This window comes from Caulobacter sp. GW821-FHT05F04, from assembly GCF_059419665.1.
This window is the reverse complement of the sequence record NZ_JBWKSF010000001.1, coordinates 135,770-151,911: the sequence shown is the minus strand read 5'-3', so window position 1 is coordinate 151,911 and position 16,142 is coordinate 135,770. Positions and strand designations below refer to the sequence as shown.

General features: G+C 69.2%; 15 protein-coding genes, 1 pseudogene and 1 riboswitch. Of the genes and pseudogenes, 9 read left to right on the top strand and 7 right to left on the bottom strand.

What is annotated here, in order from left to right:
- Positions 1–276: pseudogene (locus tag AC07R7_RS00825) on the top strand (type II toxin-antitoxin system RelE/ParE family toxin); the annotation flags it as partial.
- On the opposite strand, the gene pdeM reads toward AC07R7_RS00825, so the two are convergent.
- Both pdeM and AC07R7_RS00815 read right to left on the bottom strand, forming a co-directional pair.
- Positions 273–980: a ligase-associated DNA damage response endonuclease PdeM gene (pdeM, locus tag AC07R7_RS00820; protein WP_494633648.1), complete on the bottom strand. Its 708-nt coding sequence runs from the start codon at positions 978–980 to the stop codon at positions 273–275. The pseudogene AC07R7_RS00825 and the gene pdeM overlap by 4 nt on opposite strands.
- Positions 977–3,427: a ligase-associated DNA damage response DEXH box helicase gene (locus tag AC07R7_RS00815; protein WP_494633647.1), complete on the bottom strand. Its 2,451-nt coding sequence runs from the start codon at positions 3,425–3,427 to the stop codon at positions 977–979. Before AC07R7_RS00815 ends, pdeM begins: the two co-directional genes overlap by 4 nt.
- A gap of 146 nt (positions 3,428–3,573) precedes the next feature.
- Here AC07R7_RS00815 and AC07R7_RS00810 point away from each other — a divergent pair, with 146 nt between their 5' ends.
- From AC07R7_RS00810 to AC07R7_RS00795, 4 genes are all read left to right on the top strand, one after another.
- The gene (locus AC07R7_RS00810; RefSeq protein ID WP_494633645.1) at positions 3,574–4,569 is read left to right on the top strand and encodes a tetratricopeptide repeat protein; all 996 of its coding nucleotides are present in this window, start codon (positions 3,574–3,576) and stop codon (positions 4,567–4,569) included.
- Between the two features lie 60 nt (positions 4,570–4,629).
- A complete protein-coding gene (locus AC07R7_RS00805) occupies positions 4,630–7,458 on the top strand; it encodes an ATP-dependent DNA helicase (protein WP_494633644.1) in 2,829 nt (942 codons plus the stop codon).
- Between the two features lie 88 nt (positions 7,459–7,546).
- The gene (locus tag AC07R7_RS00800; RefSeq protein WP_494633643.1) at positions 7,547–7,810 is read left to right on the top strand and encodes a helix-turn-helix domain-containing protein; all 264 of its coding nucleotides are present in this window, start codon (positions 7,547–7,549) and stop codon (positions 7,808–7,810) included.
- A 50-nt stretch (positions 7,811–7,860) separates the two neighbouring features.
- Entirely contained in the window at positions 7,861–8,436 is a 576-nt protein-coding gene (locus tag AC07R7_RS00795) for an SRPBCC family protein (RefSeq protein WP_494633641.1), read from the top strand.
- Positions 8,437–8,439: 3 nt separating this feature from the next.
- Here the strand turns inward: AC07R7_RS00795 and AC07R7_RS00790 are convergent, their stop codons facing one another.
- On the bottom strand, positions 8,440–10,077 hold the full coding sequence (locus AC07R7_RS00790) for a pectate lyase (protein ID WP_494633640.1): 1,638 nt from the start codon (positions 10,075–10,077) through the stop codon (positions 8,440–8,442).
- 622 nt (positions 10,078–10,699) lie between these two features.
- On the opposite strand from AC07R7_RS00790, the gene AC07R7_RS00785 reads away from it, so the two are divergent.
- A complete protein-coding gene (locus AC07R7_RS00785) occupies positions 10,700–10,882 on the top strand; it encodes a hypothetical protein (protein WP_494633638.1) in 183 nt (60 codons plus the stop codon).
- Here the strand turns inward: AC07R7_RS00785 and cuyB are convergent.
- Together cuyB and cuyA are read right to left on the bottom strand one after the other, a co-directional pair.
- On the bottom strand, positions 10,872–11,564 hold the full coding sequence (gene cuyB / locus AC07R7_RS00780) for a cysteate racemase (protein WP_494633637.1): 693 nt from the start codon (positions 11,562–11,564) through the stop codon (positions 10,872–10,874). The genes AC07R7_RS00785 and cuyB overlap by 11 nt on opposite strands.
- Positions 11,564–12,562: a D-cysteate sulfo-lyase gene (cuyA, locus tag AC07R7_RS00775; protein WP_494633635.1), complete on the bottom strand. Its 999-nt coding sequence runs from the start codon at positions 12,560–12,562 to the stop codon at positions 11,564–11,566. The genes cuyB and cuyA overlap by 1 nt, the downstream gene beginning before the upstream one ends.
- A gap of 145 nt (positions 12,563–12,707) precedes the next feature.
- On the opposite strand from cuyA, the gene AC07R7_RS00770 reads away from it, so the two are divergent.
- The 3 genes from AC07R7_RS00770 to ypfJ are packed head-to-tail and all read left to right on the top strand — an operon-like array spanning position 12,708 to position 14,536.
- On the top strand, positions 12,708–13,265 hold the full coding sequence (locus AC07R7_RS00770; protein ID WP_492883684.1) for a tetratricopeptide repeat protein: 558 nt from the start codon (positions 12,708–12,710) through the stop codon (positions 13,263–13,265).
- 45 nt (positions 13,266–13,310) lie between these two features.
- On the top strand, positions 13,311–13,676 hold the full coding sequence (locus AC07R7_RS00765) for a hypothetical protein (RefSeq protein ID WP_494633634.1): 366 nt from the start codon (positions 13,311–13,313) through the stop codon (positions 13,674–13,676).
- Between the two features lie 11 nt (positions 13,677–13,687).
- Positions 13,688–14,536, top strand: a complete 849-nt coding sequence (ypfJ, locus tag AC07R7_RS00760) for a KPN_02809 family neutral zinc metallopeptidase (RefSeq protein ID WP_494633633.1) — start codon at positions 13,688–13,690, stop codon at positions 14,534–14,536.
- A gap of 3 nt (positions 14,537–14,539) precedes the next feature.
- Here the strand turns inward: ypfJ and AC07R7_RS00755 are convergent, their stop codons facing one another.
- Both AC07R7_RS00755 and AC07R7_RS00750 read right to left on the bottom strand, forming a co-directional pair.
- Positions 14,540–15,061 (bottom strand): RidA family protein, encoded by a 522-nt coding sequence (locus tag AC07R7_RS00755; protein WP_494633631.1) that lies wholly within the window; start codon positions 15,059–15,061, stop codon positions 14,540–14,542.
- Between the two features lie 69 nt (positions 15,062–15,130).
- Positions 15,131–15,883 (bottom strand): alpha/beta hydrolase, encoded by a 753-nt coding sequence (locus AC07R7_RS00750; protein ID WP_494633630.1) that lies wholly within the window; start codon positions 15,881–15,883, stop codon positions 15,131–15,133.
- Positions 15,884–16,023: 140 nt separating this feature from the next.
- A riboswitch (TPP riboswitch) is annotated at positions 16,024–16,129 on the top strand.
- The last annotated feature ends 13 nt before the right edge of the window (positions 16,130–16,142 follow it).

The following is a 16,142-nucleotide window of genomic DNA, read 5'->3' as shown; positions in this document are numbered from 1 at the left end:
GAAGCAGAGGGCCACCTCCTCGCGCTCTATCACTATCTGTCTGTCGAGGCGTCGCCGAGGACGGCGGCGCGCTTCACGGATGAGATCGTCGATCGCTGTGAAGCGCTTAGTAGCTTTCCCGAACGTGGCGCGCCGCGGTTTGACGTGCGGCCGGGTCTTCGCACGCTCTCTTTCCGGCGGGTGACGATCACCTACGCCTTGAAGGGCCGACAGGTGGTCATTGTCGGCATCTTCTATGGCGGCCAGGACTACGAAAGCATCCTGGGGCAGGACTAATCCGGACGCAGAGACTTCCGCCCCACCGGGTGGACCCGCTTCGGCCCCAGCGCGCCCGCCAGCAGCGGCCCGGCGAACAGGTTAGAGAACGCCTCATCCAGAATGTTCAGCCCGCCGGTGAAGGCCCCGAACGCCGGCAATACCAGGCGCTGGCCGTCCGTCACGAAGCAGCGGCGGCGGGTGGTGGCGCGGCCGCTGGTGATCTTGGCGGCCGGGTGCAGGTGGCCGGCGACCTCGCCTAGCTGGACGCCGGGCAGGGGCTCGTGGCGTAGGGTCAGGCCCGACACCGACGCCTCGTCGATGATGTCGCCGGGCAGGATCCTGGGCCCATCGGCGTCGTGGTTGCCCACGGCCCAGACCAGTTCGCGGCCCAGCGCCAGGCCTTCCAGCCGACGGTAGTCGTCCGCCGCCAGCCGCGACTCGCCGCCGCCATCGTGGAAGCTGTCGCCCAGGAAGATCAGCCGCGCGGGCGAGAGCAGGGCGAGCTCGCGGTCCAGGCGGTCCAGGGTCTCGCGCGTGTCATAGGGCGGCAGCATCTGGCCGAAGCGCGCGGCGTAGCTGCTGCCCTTCTCGAAATGCAGGTCGGCGACCACCAGCGTGTTCTCGCGCTCCAGCCACAGGGCCCCGGACCAGCGCAGCATGACCTCGACATTGGCCAGGTCGACCCGCAGGCCGCCGCAGAGGGAGGGTTCGAAACGCGTCACGACATGGCCTCGGCGATCAGGTCTTCCTCGGCCTCGGCCAGGATCATTTCGCCGGCCGCGTCGCCCGGCGCGCGCTCGCGGCCGATCTCCAGCATGATCGGCACGGCGAACGGCGAGACGCGATCCAGCCGCATGTGGCGGATGCGGCCCTGCACGCGGGTCAGCATGTCGCCCAGGCGCGCGATATCGAGCATGCCAGTGGCCGCGTCATGGCGCGCGCAACGGAGCATCAGGTGGTCGGGTTGGTGTCTACGCAGCACGTCATAGATCAGGTCGGTTGAGAAGGTCACCTGCCGCCCGGACTTCTCGGCGCCGGGGTGGCGGCGCTCGATCAGCCCGGCGATCAGGGCGCAGTGCTTGAAGGCCCGCTTCATCATGAAGCTCTCGTCCAGCCAGGCCTCCAGGTCGTCGCCGAGCATGTCCTGGGCGAACAGGTCGTCGAGATCCAGACCGTCCATCGGCCGCAGCGACCAGATATTCAGCGCGTAGTCGTTGCAGACGAAGCCCAGCGGTCCGACGCCCAGGCGGTCGAGCCGCCGGGTCAGCAGCATGGCCAGGGTGGTGTGGGCCAGCCGGCCGTCGAACGGATAGCAGACCAGGTGGAAGCGCTTGCCGCGCTGGAAGGTCTCCAGCAGCATCTCGCCATCGCCGGGGATGGCCGAGCGGACCTTCTGCCAGCTCAGCCACTCCTGGACGTCCGGCGGCAGGGCGGCCCATTCACGCTCGTCGTGCATCATCTGGCGCACGCGGCTGGCCAGATAGGTGGAAAGCGGGAACTTAGAGCCGCCCCAACTGGGCATCTTCGGGTCGTCGTTCGGCGCGGGCGAGACAAAGGCGTCGGCGCCCACGAGGCTGTTGTAGCGCCAGACCTGCCCGGCGAAGACGAAGGTGTCGCCCGGCGTCAGTTGCTCGAAATAGCCCTCTTCCGCCTCGCCGATTTTGCGGCCGCCCATCGGCCTCTTGCCGCCGCCGATGCGGATGTTGATCATGCCCGGCGAGACGATGGCCCCGACGTTCATCCGATGCTGTTGGCGGGCTTGGGCGTTGCGGGCGGTCCACAGGCCGTCGGCGTTCTGCACGATGCGCCGGAACTTGTCGTAGGTGCGCAGGGCGTAGCCGCCGGTCGAGACGAAGTCGACGACGGTCTCGAAGTCCTCCCAGCTGAGCTCGGCATAGGGACCCGCTGAGCGGACCTCGTCATAGAGGGCGGTCAGCGCGAACGGCTCCGAGCAGGCGCAGCCCATGACGTGTTGAGCCAGGACGTCCAGCGCGCCGATGCGCGGCGGATCGCCGTCCAGGTGGTTTTCCAGGATGGCGTCGGCGGCGGCGCGGCATTCCAGCATCTCGAAGCGGCTGGCGGGCACGAACAGGGCGCGGCTGGGCTCGTCCAGGCGGTGGTTGGCGCGGCCGATGCGCTGGACCATCCGCGAGGCCCCCTTCGGCGCGGCCAGCTGGATGACCAGGTCGACGTCGCCCCAGTCGATGCCCATGTCCAGAGTCGAGGTGCAGACGACGGCCCGCAGCGCGCCGCGCGTCATGGCCGCCTCGACCTTGCGGCGTTGCTCGGCCGACAGGCTGCCGTGGTGCAGGGCGATCGGCAGGTCGTCCTCGTTCAGCTCCCACAGGCGCTGGAAGGCGAACTCGGCCTGGAAGCGGGTGTTGACGAAGATCAGCGCCGTCTTCGACGACTTGATGATCTCGTAGACCTCGGCCATGGCGTGCTCGGCCGTATGGCCGGCCCACGGCACGCGGCCGCCGGAGACCAGGACTTCGACCACCGGCTGCGCGCCGCCCGAGCCGAGGACGAGGTCGATGCTGTCGCGGCCGCTGTCGCCAAGCCACTTCCGCACCAGGTCCGGATCATCCACCGTCGCCGACAGTCCCACCCGTCGCATCGACGGCGCGAACTGCTGCAGGCGCGCGAGACCCAGCGCCAGCAGGTCGCCCCGCTTGCTCGGCCAGATCGCGTGGGCCTCGTCGATGATCACGCAGCGCAGGTCGCTGAAGTATTCCCGCGCGCCCTCCCAGGCGCAGAACAGGGCGAGTTGCTCGGGCGTGGTCAGCAGGATGTCCGGCGGTCTCACCCTCTGACGCGCCTTGCGGGCCTCGCCGGTGTCGCCCGTGCGGCTCTCGGCCACGATCTTCAGGCCCATCTCGCGGATGGGGGTCAGCAGGTTGCGCTCGACATCGACGGCCAGGGCCTTCAGCGGCGAGATGTAGAGGGTATGCACCCCGGCCGGCGTGTTGCGCGGCGGGCGCTCGGACAGCTCGATCAGGCTGGGCAGGAAGCCGGCCAGGGTCTTGCCGCCGCCGGTCGGGGCGATCAGCAGGGCGCCGCGTCCCTCGCGGGCCTTCTCCAGCATGGCCAGCTGATGCTCGCGCGGGCTCCAGCCACGGGCGGCGAACCAGTCTCGAAACCTGGGAGGAAGGGCGTCAGCCGCGAGCATTGACCGCGATATAGCATGTTCCCCTTCTGTTTCATCCGTCTTTTGAACCCGTATCGGGCGAGTCCGGTTGCGCGCGGCCGGGCGGACGGGTGTCTGCCTTGACGCTCCCGCGGTCGATGCCACGATCCCGGGACGGTGGGGACGTGATGCGTAGCAGAGTGCCGCCCTTGATGTTGGTGTTGGCCTTGGCGTTGTCGCCGTCGTTGCTGATGGGCGGCGGCGCGGCGTTCGCACGGGCAGACGGTTCCTCCGAAGCCAAGGCGACCTTCGCGGCGACCCTGAAGGACGCCCAGGACGGCGACGCCACGCGCTATGTCGACCTGGCCAAGCTGTACCTGGACGGCGAAGGCGTCGATCGCGACGTGACCCAGGCCTTGGCCTGGCTGCGCAAGGGCGTGGCCGGCGGCGATCCCGACGCCATGGTCGAGCTCGGTAATATCTATTTCGACGGCGCTGACGGGGTGAAGATCGACCGCCGCGCCGCCATGAAGCTCTACGCCCAGGCCGCCCGGTTGGGCGATCCCAATGGGATGTACAATCTCGGCGTCGCCTACGAGGGCGGCGAGGGGCTGCCCGAGAACCCGCGCCTGGCGCTGGCCTGGTACCTGAGGGCCGCCGCCGCCGGGTCCGCGCGCGGCTATTATAGCGCCGGCGAGGCCTATCTGGACGGCGATGGCGCGCCGGTCGACACGGCCAAGGGCGTGGCCCTGCTGCGCAAGGCGGTCGAGCTGGGCTCGCCCGACGCCATGAACGAGATGGGCCGGCTGCACTCGGAGGGGACGGGCGTGCGCCTGGACCAGGCCGAGGCCCTGAAGTTCTACCGCGCCGCCGCCGCCAACGATCTGGCGGCCGGCATGTCGAACCTGGGCGTCGCGCACCACAACGGCGAGGGCGTACCGATCAACTACACGGAGGCCATGCGCTGGTTCCAGATGGCGGCCGAGCGGGGCTATCTCGAAGCCTGGTACGACCTTGGCGTCATGTGCGAGCGCGGGCAGGGCATCAAGGCCGACGATGACCTGGCGCTGCTGATGTATCGCAAGGCGGCCGAGAGCAAGGACGCCGACCTGCGCCAGAAGGCCCAGAAGGCGATCAATCGCATGGAGGGCGTCGACGACGATGACGAGGTCCCTGTCGTCTGAGGCGCTAGGGAAGCGCTTGTTCTTATTCTGTTTCGTCGCGGTTTCTGCTAACGGAGTCGGGTGACCGCTTTCTCGCCGACTCTGGATCTCGCCCCCGCGCTCGTCGTGCTGCCGGGGCCGCGCGCGGGCGTGGCCGACGGGGCGGGCGAGGGTCGGATGCTGCGCCCGCCGGACGCCCGCGACCTGTTCGAGCATGGCCCGGTGCTGGTGGCGCATGCGGCGATGACCGCCCGCCGCCTGAACCTGTCGCCGCCCTCGCGCCATGCCCGCCTGTTCGACGTGCTGGAGCTCTATGCCTTCGTCCGGCCGGCGACCTTCTGCGCCCCGTCGGCCGTGGGCCTGGCCATGGCGCTGGGGTTGCGTGAACCGCATGGCGCCGCCGAACAGGCCCAGAGCCTGCGCGAGAGCGCCGACGCCCTGCTGCGCGACCTGGCCCTGACTCCAGTCCCCTCGCGGGAGGAGGCCCTGGCCGTGGCCGAGACCCTGGCCAAGGCTGGCTGGTCGTGGGGGCCGGCCGTGATCGGCGCGCTGCGCTCGGTTCAGGCCGGCAACCAGTTTCGCGGCTCGGGCCTGGACGTATGGGCGCGGCTGGTCGAATGGGAGGATCAGGCCCCGCCCGGCGAGCCCGGCTCGCGGCCGATCGATCCTGAACGGGCCGGGGAGCGGCTGGCCGAGCTGCTGAAACGCTCCGGTCTGGACGAGGTGCGCGAGGCCCAGGTGACCTTCGCCAAGGAGGCGGCCTTCGCCTTCCAGCCGCGCGAGCGCGAGGGCGAACCGCGCATGATGCTGGCGGAGGCCGGCACCGGCGTCGGCAAGACGCTCGGCTACCTGGCGCCCGCCTCGCTGTGGGCCGAGGCCAACGGACCGTCGGTCTGGATCAGCACCTATACCCGCGCCCTGCAGCGCCAGATCGAGCGCGAGAGCCGGTCGATCTATCCCGATCCCAAGGAGCGGGCGCGCAAGGCGGTGGTTCGCAAGGGGCGTGAGAACTATCTCTGCCTGCTGAACTTCCAGGAGCAGATCAACGGCGCCCAGCTGGGCAATGGCGATCTGATCGGCCTGGCCCTGACGACGCGCTGGGCGCGCGCCACGCGGGATGGCGACATGACCGGCGGCGACTTCCCCGCCTGGTTGCCGACGCTGTCGGCGGTGCCGCCTTCGGCCCAGGCCAGCCCGTCGAATCTGGTCGATCGGCGCGGCGAGTGCATCCACGCCGGTTGCCAGCACTATCGCATCTGCTTCATCGAGAAGGCCGTGCGGGCGTCCAAGCGCGCCGACATCGTCATCGCCAACCACGCCCTGGTCCTGACCCAGGCCGCCTTCGACGGCGCGCGGACGGCGCGAGGCCTGAAGGGCGACAACGAGACCACCAGCCTCAAGCGCATCGTCTTCGACGAGGGCCACCACCTGTTCGAGGCCGCCGACAGCGCGTTCTCGGCCGCCCTGTCCGGCGCCGAGGCCGCCGAGCTGCGCCGCTGGATCCGTGGGCCCGAGGGGCGCGGTCGCCGTGGTCGGGGGCTCGAGGCGCGCCTGCTCGACATCCTGGGCGACCGCGAGGGCGCGCGGGGGGCGATGACCCAGGCCCTGCATGCGGCGGCCGCCCTGCCGGGCGAGGGCTGGTCGGGCCGGGTCGCGCCGCCGGACGGCCAGATCAATCCGATCGGACCGATCGAGAACTTCCTGGTCGCGGTGATCGAGCAGCTGCGGGCCCGCACCAGCGAGCGGGGCGGCGGCGCGGATCTCGGCCTGCAATGCGACGCCCGGCCGGCCACCGACCTCGTCCGCGAGCGCGCGCCGGAGGCCGCCAAGGCCCTGGCCGCCATCGAGGCGCCGTTGCTGGCCCTGGCCCGCGCCCTGGAAGACGTGCTGGACGAGGACGCAGAGCACCTGGGCCCCTCCGAACGCGCCAGGATCGAAGGCGCGCTGCGCGGCCTGGACCGTCGCGCCCGCATGACCCTGCCGGCCTGGCGCTCGATCCTGAAGGCGATCGAGGACGACGACGTCGAGCCCAGCGAAACCGATCCGGACTTCGTCGACTGGTTCGAGGCGACGTTCCTGTATGGCCGGGTCGTCGACGCCGCCTGCCGCCGCCACTGGGTGGATCCGACCGAGCCGCTGCGCGCGGCGGTGCTGTCGCCAGCCCACGGGGTGCTGGTGACCAGCGCCACCCTGGTCGATCCGGCGCTGGAGGATCCGTTCGCCCTGGCCGAGATGCGCACTGGCGCGGCCCGCCTGCCGACCGCGCCCAAGGTGCTGCGGTTGGTCTCGCCGTTCGACTACGAGAACAACGCCAAGGCCTACGTCGTCACCGACGTGAACAAGGAGGACCCGCGCCAGGTCTCGGCCGCCATGCGCGAGCTGTTCCTGGCGTCCGGCGGCGGGGGGCTTGGTCTGTTCACCGCCATCCGCCGGCTGAAGGCCGTGCACGAGCGCATCGCCGCGCCGCTGGCCGACCAGGGCTTGGCTCTGTACGCCCAGCACGTCGATCCGCTGGAGGTGGGGGCGCTGGTCGACATCTTCCGGGCCGAGGAGGACGCCTGCCTGCTGGGCACCGACGCCATCCGCGACGGTGTCGACGTGCCGGGCCGATCCCTGCGGCTGCTGGTTTTCGACCGCGTGCCCTGGCCGCGTCCGGACGTGCTGCACAAGGCCCGCCGCCTGCGTTTCGGCGGCAAGGGCTATGACGACGCCGTGGCGCGGGCCCGCATCAGCCAAGCCTTCGGCCGCCTGATCCGCCGCGCCGACGACAAGGGCGTGTTCGTCATGCTGGACGCCGCCGCGCCGACCCGGCTGTTCTCCAGCCTGCCCGAGGGCGTGACCCTGGAGCGGGTCAGCCTGGTCGAGGCGATCGAGGCCACGGGGGCGTTCCTCGCCAAACAAGGCGCCTGAAGACTTCGCCCTGACTCAAAGCCGTCGAATTTCTGCAATCGACGGAGCCTAGAAGCTCTCCTCGGGGATAGGCCGTAGGAGCGTAACGATGATCAGACCCGCCGACCCCGCGATCGATGAAGCCGCCGCTCCGTCGCGTTGGCGTTCCGCCCGCGCCTTGGTTCAGGCCGTGCGCTGGCGCACGGGGCTCAGCCAGGCGGACTTCGCCCGCGTCTTCCACATCGATCGGACGCTGCTGGAAGACCTGGAGCACGGCGACGCCCGCCCCGACGCCGCCCTGACCGCTTACCTCCGCGTGATCGATCATGCCCCCGATGTGGTGCGCGAAGCGCTGGCCGTAGCGCGACCGTAGCGTCCATCAGCCCGCCGCCGACGTAGCTGCTCCAGGCAAGGAGCGGACGCATGCGGCGATGGATGACGGCGGCGGCGATGGTGTGGGCCCTGAGCGGGTCCGCCCACGCCTTCGAATTGACGGCCAAGGCCCAGGCGGCCCTGGCCAGGGGCGAGGCCTATGCCGAGGTCTCGCCTGATCCCGACGGCGTCTCTGGCCGCGTTCGGGCGGTGGTCGACGTCGCCGCGCCGCCGGAAAGGGTCTGGGCGATCATGACCGACTGCGCCACGGCGGGGCGGATGATCAGCAACCTGGCCAGCTGCCGCGTCGTCTCCGGCGACCAGCGCAGGGGCTGGGATATCCGCGAGCACGTCACGCGGCGCACCTTCGTCTTTCCGGGGATGCGGATCGTGTTCCGATCGGACTACGAGCCGGTCAGTCGGATCCGTTTCCATCTCGTGGAGGGCGACCTGAAGGTCGAGCAGGGCGAGTGGCGGCTGCAGCCGCTGGATGGCGGGCGCGGCACGCGGGTGTTCTACGACAACCGCCTGGCGGTCGACTGGCCTGTCCCCAAGGCCATGATGCGCGAGGCGCTGCGCAAGGACACGCCGAAGGTCCTGATGAACCTCCGGCGGGCCTGCGAGTAGGTCTTAAGCCACGTCGATATATTTGATCAGCGTGGCCATGTTGGCGATGAACGCGGCGGTCGAGACGCCGATCTTCGGGTTCGGATCGGGATAGGGCGAGGTGTCGTACTTGTCGCCGACCTTGGTCTCCGAGAAGTCGCCGGGAGTCGGCTCGGCCGGAGGCTCGCCGGCATAGGGATGGCTGGTCGAGGTCAGGGGCGTGGGCCACCAGCCTTCGGCGTTGAGCTCCAGGGTCAGCTTGGCGACCTTGTCGGCGTCGGCGGACACGGCCTTGAGGGCCGAGCTGGACAGGTCGCCGCCGACCGACAGGTCCTCGACCGAGATGTCCTTGACCATGAAGTACTTGGGCAGCGGACGCTGGCCCTTCAGTGGCGAGTGCCTGCTGGCCTCTTCCGGCGGCGTGGCCCTCAGTGTCTCGTAGCGGGCGCGCAGGCCCTTCACATCGACGTTCCGGAACGACGAGTAGTGGGTGACCGTGTTGTGCGGGTTCTCGTCGGTGAAGTAACGGCCGCTGACCACGTTCGAGCCGGTGCGATGCACGTACAGCGGACGGCCGTTGCCGATCTGGATGAAGGTCGGATAGCGCGGCTTGCCGGGCATGACGTCGTCGGGCAGGCGCACGGAGTCCAGCCAGGCCAGGGCCTCGGGTACGCGGGCAAGATACTTCGGATCGCCGGTCAGCTGGTAGAAGGTCATCATCTGCGACAGACAGCTGGCCGTGGCGTGGGTGGCGAAGGCCTTGGGCTCGTAGGTACGGGCACCGGCCGGCTTCAGGTCGGCGACGGTGTGCTGCAGGCCCCAGGCCGGCTGCGGCTGCGGCTGCTGGCAGGCGATATAGCAGTCCATGGCGCGGCGGATCGGGTCCAGGACGGTCTTATCGCCCAGGGCCTGGTAGACCATGATCAGGAACTCGATGTTCTCACCGATCACGTCGTCATTGAACGTGATGAAGCTGGTGTAGTCCGGGTTGCCGTGGTGGTGGAACTCGTCCTTCAGCGGATAGCGCTGCGGCCAGCCGCCGATGGGATACTGGCTCTCCAGCACGAACTTCAGGGCCTTCTCGAAGGCGGCCTTGTACTTCGGATCCTTTTTCTCGACGTACATGCGCAGCATGAACTTGCAGCACTCGGCGGTGCCTTCGTCGTCGAAGGTGCAGTTGCCGTAGTAGTGCTGGAATTCCTCGAGCCGCCAGCCGTTCTTGCCGATGGTGTCGTACCATTTCTTGAGCGAGGCCTCGCCGGCCATGTCGCCCAGATAGTTCCAGCCGCCGGCCGGGTTCTGGATGGCGATCAGGGCGTCGGCGGCCTTGCGGGCGGCGTCGTAGTAATACTCGTCGCCCGTGGCGTGATAGGCGTCGAGGAACAGGTGGCCGACCGTGCCGGTGCCGGGCGGCTGCACCCAGATCATCGTCGGAAAGGCTTCCATCTCGCCCCAGCGGCGCGTCAGGTCGGCCGAGTAGGACCAGACGTAGCCGCCCTTGTAGGCGGCCTTCTCGACCATGAATCTGGCCGCCTTCTTCATGGTCCCCAGGGCGTCCGCCTTGGTCGGCGCGGCCAGGGCCTTGAGCGGCAGGCCGGCGGCGGCGAAGGCGGCGGCCGTGGTGGCCATCAGGCGGCGACGGGAGAGGGGGGCGAGCGGCATGCGGGACTCCGGATGAGGCGGAGCCGTCAACGAACGGGAAGCCACTAGAGCCTGTTTGGACAGGCGCTGTCTCAAAGCTTGGAGCATGACGGCGCCGAAACCGGCATCCAATATCGGCTGTCGCGCTCGACGGCTTTTGGCGTTCCTCCCGGCCCTGACGGCCCCGTCGTCTGATGCAACGGTTTCAGCTACCATGCTACCGGTGTCATAGCTTTGGCCACCCACTTTTGCGACGAGTTTCCTCATTCTGGGATGGCTGCGTCAGCGCGCCGCAGCCGGGACGAGGCCCTTGTATGCAAAGGATTTCAGCGCTGCGGCGTCCTCAAAATGGGGGGCTGCGACAGGGCGACGCGTTGCTTAAGGATCCGCGTTCGGCGAAAGCAGGGTCACCAGTTTAAGAGGCGACGCCGCAGCGCTCGATGCTAGCGCAGCCGACGCCGTCCTGTTGGGGAACAGGACGACACCCCCAGGCCTTCTAGGTCCGGGGGTGTTTTCATTTATGCGCCATGCTTGCGATTTAACATTCTGTGACAATTTGGCGCGCGCAAAACGATGGTTAATGAACGGTGTGCGTCCAGCGGTCGCATGGTGGCTCTGTTCATGTCCTGTAAATGTTCGCCCCATGGGGAACCGCAACGATCATCTCAGCGAAGCCGAGCGTCTCGAGCGCCAAGCCGAGATCGCCGAAACCACCCAAGCCCGGGCGGCGTTGCTACGCATGGCCCAGGCCTCGCGCGGCGCGGCGGCCCTGCTGGGGCTGTTCGAGGCGTCGCGCGAAGACGGTCAGCCCTCGGCTATGCGCTGACGTCCTCGAGGCAGACCGCCACGCAGCGCCTGGCCAACTCTTCCGTCGCATCAAGAAATGGGACCGACAGGTCCGCCGCGCTCAGCACCAGCGGCACTTCCGTACAGCCCGCCACCACGCTTTGCGCGCCCTTGCCGACCAGGCGGTGGGCCAGGGCGGCCATGGACTCGCGAGAGTCGGGGCCGACGTGACCCTGCTTGATGCGGTAGAGCAGGGCCATGAACTCGACCTGCTCGTGGTCGTCCAGCATCACCACTTCCAGGCCCATGTGCGAGAAGCGATCGCGATAGAGGCCGAGCGCAAGGCCGGTGCCCAGCACGCCGACGACGCTGGCGCCCTTGGCCTGGGCGGCCAGTCCCGCCGTCTCCAGCATGTCGACCAGCGGCAGACCCGAGGCGCGGACCTCCTCTGCATAGGCATGGGCGGTGTTGCAGGCGATGGCCAGCACCTGGGCCCCGCCATCGCGCAGTCCAGCGGCCATGGCCGCCAGCACCGGACCAGGATCGGATGCCGAGACGTTGCGGTCCGGGACCTTGGGATTGATGTCGACCAGCACCCGCAAGTGATCCTGCTCGCGCTTGACCGGCGTGGCGGCCTGCAGCTTGGCGAGGAAGTCCAGGGTCGCCGCCGGACCCATGCCGCCCAGAACGCCCAGAACCTTGCTTTGGGTGACCTTGCTCATCACAGAGCCGGCTCCAGCACCGACTGATAGCCGAACAGGCCTTGCGCGCCGCCGGTGTGCAGGAACACCACGCGCTCCCCCTCGAACGCGCCCTTGCCCGCCTGGTCGATCAGCCCCTTCAGGGCCTTGCCCGAATAGACCGGATCGAACAGCAGGCCCTCGGTTCGGGCCGCCAGGGCCAGGGCGTCGATCACGCCCTGGTCGACCAGGCCATAGCCTTCGCCGACATAGTCGCAGTCGGCCACGACCATCTCGCGTTTGACGCGGCCGGCCGCGCCGATCTTCTCGGCGGTGGCGACGGCCAGGTTGAAGACGTTCTCTTCCTGCTTGGGCTTGGGCGCGCGAACGCCAAAGCCCAGGATCGGAATGTCGACCGACAAGGCCGCGAAGCCCGCCACCAGACCCGCGTGGGTGCCGGCGCTGCCAGTGGCGGTGACCAGGCGGTCGATCCTGAGGTCCATCTGGTCGGCCTGGACGACCAGTTCACGGGCGCAGTCGACATAGCCCAGCGCGCCGACCGTGTTCGAGCCGCCGCCGGGGATGACATAGGGCTTGCCGCCGCGCTGACGGACGCTCTCGGCCGTGCTTTCCAACTCGGCGACCATGTCCGTGCCGCCCGGGACGTAGCGGATCGCCGCGCCCATCAGCTTGTCGAGCAGGACGTTGCCGTTGCCCATGTAGTCGCTGGCCTTGGAGCCGGTACGTTCCTCCAGGATCACTTCGGTCCTGAGGCCAAAGCGGGCGCCAGCGGCGATGGTCTGGCGCACGTGGTTGGACTGCACCGCGCCTTGAGTGACGAGCGTGTCGGCGCCCTGGGCCAGGGCCTCGCCCAGCAGGAACTCCAGCTTGCGGGTCTTGTTGCCGCCGCCGGCCAGGCCGGTGCAGTCGTCGCGCTTGACCCAGAGGTCGATGCCGAGCGCCGCGCCCAGGCGGGGCAGGGGCTCCAGCGGGGTCGGCAGGTGGGCGAAGCGGGCGCGGGGAAAGCGGGCGAGGTGCATCGGTAAGGTCCCTGACGGAGTCGCCGCCTCTGTTAGCACGACCCGCGCGCGATGCGAGGGCGAGGCTTCGATGGACCGCGCGACGGTGCTATGATCGCCTCATAAACGGCCGGCCACAGAGACCGGCCCCATGGGAGGAAGACACATGCGAGCGATCCCTCTCGCCGCGCTCTGCGCCACGGCCGTCCTGGCCGCCGCCGGAGCCGCCGGCGCTTCGGACCTGATCATCGGCGGCGGCTCGGCCCAGGAGTGTTCCGACGCGGCCGAGAAGGGCCGGACGGACGACCGCGCCGTCCTGGCCTGCACCACGGCCCTCGAGGTCGAGACCCTGAACTTCCGCGACCGCGCCCGGACCTTCGTGAACCGCGGCGTGCTGCAGATGCGCCAGCGTCAGTTCGGCGCCGCCCGCGCCGACTTCGACCAGGCCTCGACCATCGACCCGAACCTGGGCGAGGCCTATGTGAATCGCGGCGCGACCTTCGTTGGCGAGGAGCGTTATCGTGAAGGCGTCGAGCAGATCGACAAGGGCCTGGGCATGGGCGTGAGGGCGCCGGAAAAGGCCTTCTTCAATCGCGGCCTAGCCCATGAGGGGCTGGGCGACCTGACAGCCGCCTACAAGGACTATTCGCGGGCGGCGGAATTGAAGCCGGGCTGGCTGGCGCCGAAGACCGAACTCGCGCGTTTCACGGTCAAGCGGCCCTGACGCGCGGCGCGTCGTCGGCTCGCTCCGGCTGGTAGGAGTATCCCGATGGCGCGCACGGTTCTTTTGCTCACGGTTGGCTTGGTGGCGCTGGGCGGCGCGGCCCAGGGCCAGACGACCTTGCGCGACATCCAGGCGCGGAACGCCGCCGCTCAAGCGGTGGACGACGTAAGACGCGACGCGTTGGCCAACCAGATCGAGACCTCGAACGCCAACGAGCGGGCCAGGACCCAGGTGATCCTGCGCGACCTCAGCGATCAGCGGAACGGGACAATCCCGCCGCGTGACGAGGCCGCGCGCCGTGACGCCGAGCTTTCGGCCTCGGTGAGCCGAATGGAACGCTTGACGCAGGACGCGCTGGACCAGAGCAATGCGCGCATGAGGGCGATCAAGCCCGCCAGCGAACCGAACTGAGCGAGGACTGCATGGAGTGGGAAGGCGGTCGCCGATCCGGCAATATCGAGGATCGGCGTGGTCTGGGGCCTGTCGGCGTCGTCGGCGGCGGCATCGGCGCGGTGGTGCTGGCCGCCATCGGCTATTTCGTGTTCGGCATCGATCCGCGCACGACCATGGAGGCGACGCAGGGCCTGCAGCAGCCCGCCCAGCAGGAGGGGACGCGCGGTGAGGTCTCCGACCGCGAGGGTCAGTTCATCGACGTGATCGAGGCGTCCAACCAGGATGTCTGGACGCCGATCTTCCGCAACGAGGGCGTCGACTACCGGCCGCCCGAGGCGATCGTGCTCTATAATCAGGCCACGGGCACCGGCTGCGGCACGGGCCAGTCGGCCATGGGGCCGTTCTACTGCCCGGCCGACCAGAAGGTCTATCTGGACCTGTCGTTCTGGCAGGAACTGGAAAGCCGCTTCGGGGCCAAGGGCGAGTTCGCGCGCGCCTATGTCGTCAGCCACGAGATCGGCCACCATGTGCAGCATCTGCTGGGCGCCGACCAGCAGGCCCGCCGCCTGGGCGCGCGGGGCGAGGAAAGCGGCTCGGTGCGGCTGGAACTGCAGGCCGACTGCTATGCCGGCGTCTGGGCGGCCCATGCGGGCGAGGCCTCCGGCGGCAAGATCGTCATCAACCGCGCCGACATCGAGGATGGCCTGGGCGCCGCCGCCGCCGTGGGCGACGACACCATCCAGAAGCAGACCCAGGGCCAGGTCGTGCCCGACAGCTTCACCCACGGCAGCAGCGCCCAGCGGATGCGCTGGTTCACGCGCGGCTATGACCAGGGCGACCCGTCGGCCTGCGACACCTTTTCGGCCAGCCGTCTCTAGGGGCTACTTCCTCGGGGCGTAGGCGATCAGCTGGATCTCGACGATGCCGCCGGCGGGCAGCAGGCCGCTGGTCCCAACGGCGGTCCAGGCCGGATGGGCGCCCTTGATGAACTCGCTCTTGACGGCGTTGATCATGGCCAGCTGCTCCCAGCGCGGGGCGGGCTGATCGGGCCCTTCCCAGACGTGGAAGCTGTTGATCATCACCACGTCGTCGAAGGTGGCGCCCGAGGCCTTCAACGTGTTGTCCAGGGCGACGAAGGCGCGGCGGACCTGTCGCTTGAACGACTCCGGATCCGTGCCTTCGTCCTTGCCCCGGCCGGCGACCGCGCCCGAGACGTAGAGCATATCGCCGGCCCGGCGGGCGGGGGCGTACTTGTACTCGTCATAGGCCTTCTGATTGCGCTCGGAGGGGATGATCACCTCGCCGCCCGAGGACGGGATCGTCTTCGGATAGGTCTCCTGCGCCAGGACGGGCGTGGCGACCAGGGCGCAGAGGACGGGCAGGGCGAGGCGGCGGAAGGTCATGGGCGGATCTCCATAGAACGCGGGTCACCCGATCGCGTGGCCGGCCGCCGGCCGCAAGTGAATTTCCCGTCACCCGGCGGCGCGGATGACTAGGTCGGTGATCGCCTTGGGATGCGAGATCATCGACACGTGGCTGGACGGCAGCTCGATGGTCGTCGCCTTCATGCGCTTGGCCAGGAAGCGCTCTAGGTCCGGGTTGGTCGTCTGGTCGTTGGCCGAGACAGCGTAGAAGCTGGGCTTGTCGCGCCAGGCCGCGACCGTGGTCTTGCCGGCGAACAGGCTGGCGGCGATCGGCTGCTGGGTCGCGAAGAGCGCCAGGGCGCGCGCCGGTTCGACGTCGCCGGCGAAAAAGCGGACGAAGGCGTCCTGGGTCAGCCACGAATAGCCGTCGGTCGTCACGACTCCGGCCCGCACCGGCATGGTCGGATAGGTCGCCGCCAGGGCGTTGAAGTCCTCGCCGGCGTCCGGCGCGCGGGCGGCGACATAGACCAGGGCCGTGACCTTCGGGTCGACGCCGGCCTCGGTGATCGGTACGCCGCCCCACGAGTGGCCGACCAGCACGGTTGGGCCGTCCTGCCGCGCGAGGACCCGCCGGGTGGCCGCCACGTCGTCGGCCAGCGAGGTGAGGGGGTTCTGCACCGCCGTGACGTTGAATCCCTTGGCCTGCAGCGAAGGGATCACCTCGTTCCAGCACGAGCCATCGGCCCAGGCTCCGTGGACCAGAACGATGTTTTTCGCCGGTGTTCGAGCCAGGGCCGGCGTGGCGAGGCCTGCGGCGAGCGCGCCCAGCAGGACGGCGCGGCGATTGGGGATGGCGTTCATGGATATGCTCTCGGCGGTGGTGACCAGAGGCGGTCACGCTCCATTCGCGCCGGCAAGGCCAAGGGTAACGAGGTTGACGACTTCGTGATCGCCAGGGCACGCGACGCTTGACCTCAGCGTCAACGCGCCTAGTGTCCAGCCGTTGTTCACCGGGGGGTCGCTCGCGCGGCTGAGATTGGGCTCTGGCCCTGACCCGTAGAACCTGATCCGGGTCATGCCGGCGAAGGGAGGGAACGCGGTCGGCGCTCGCAGCCCGTCC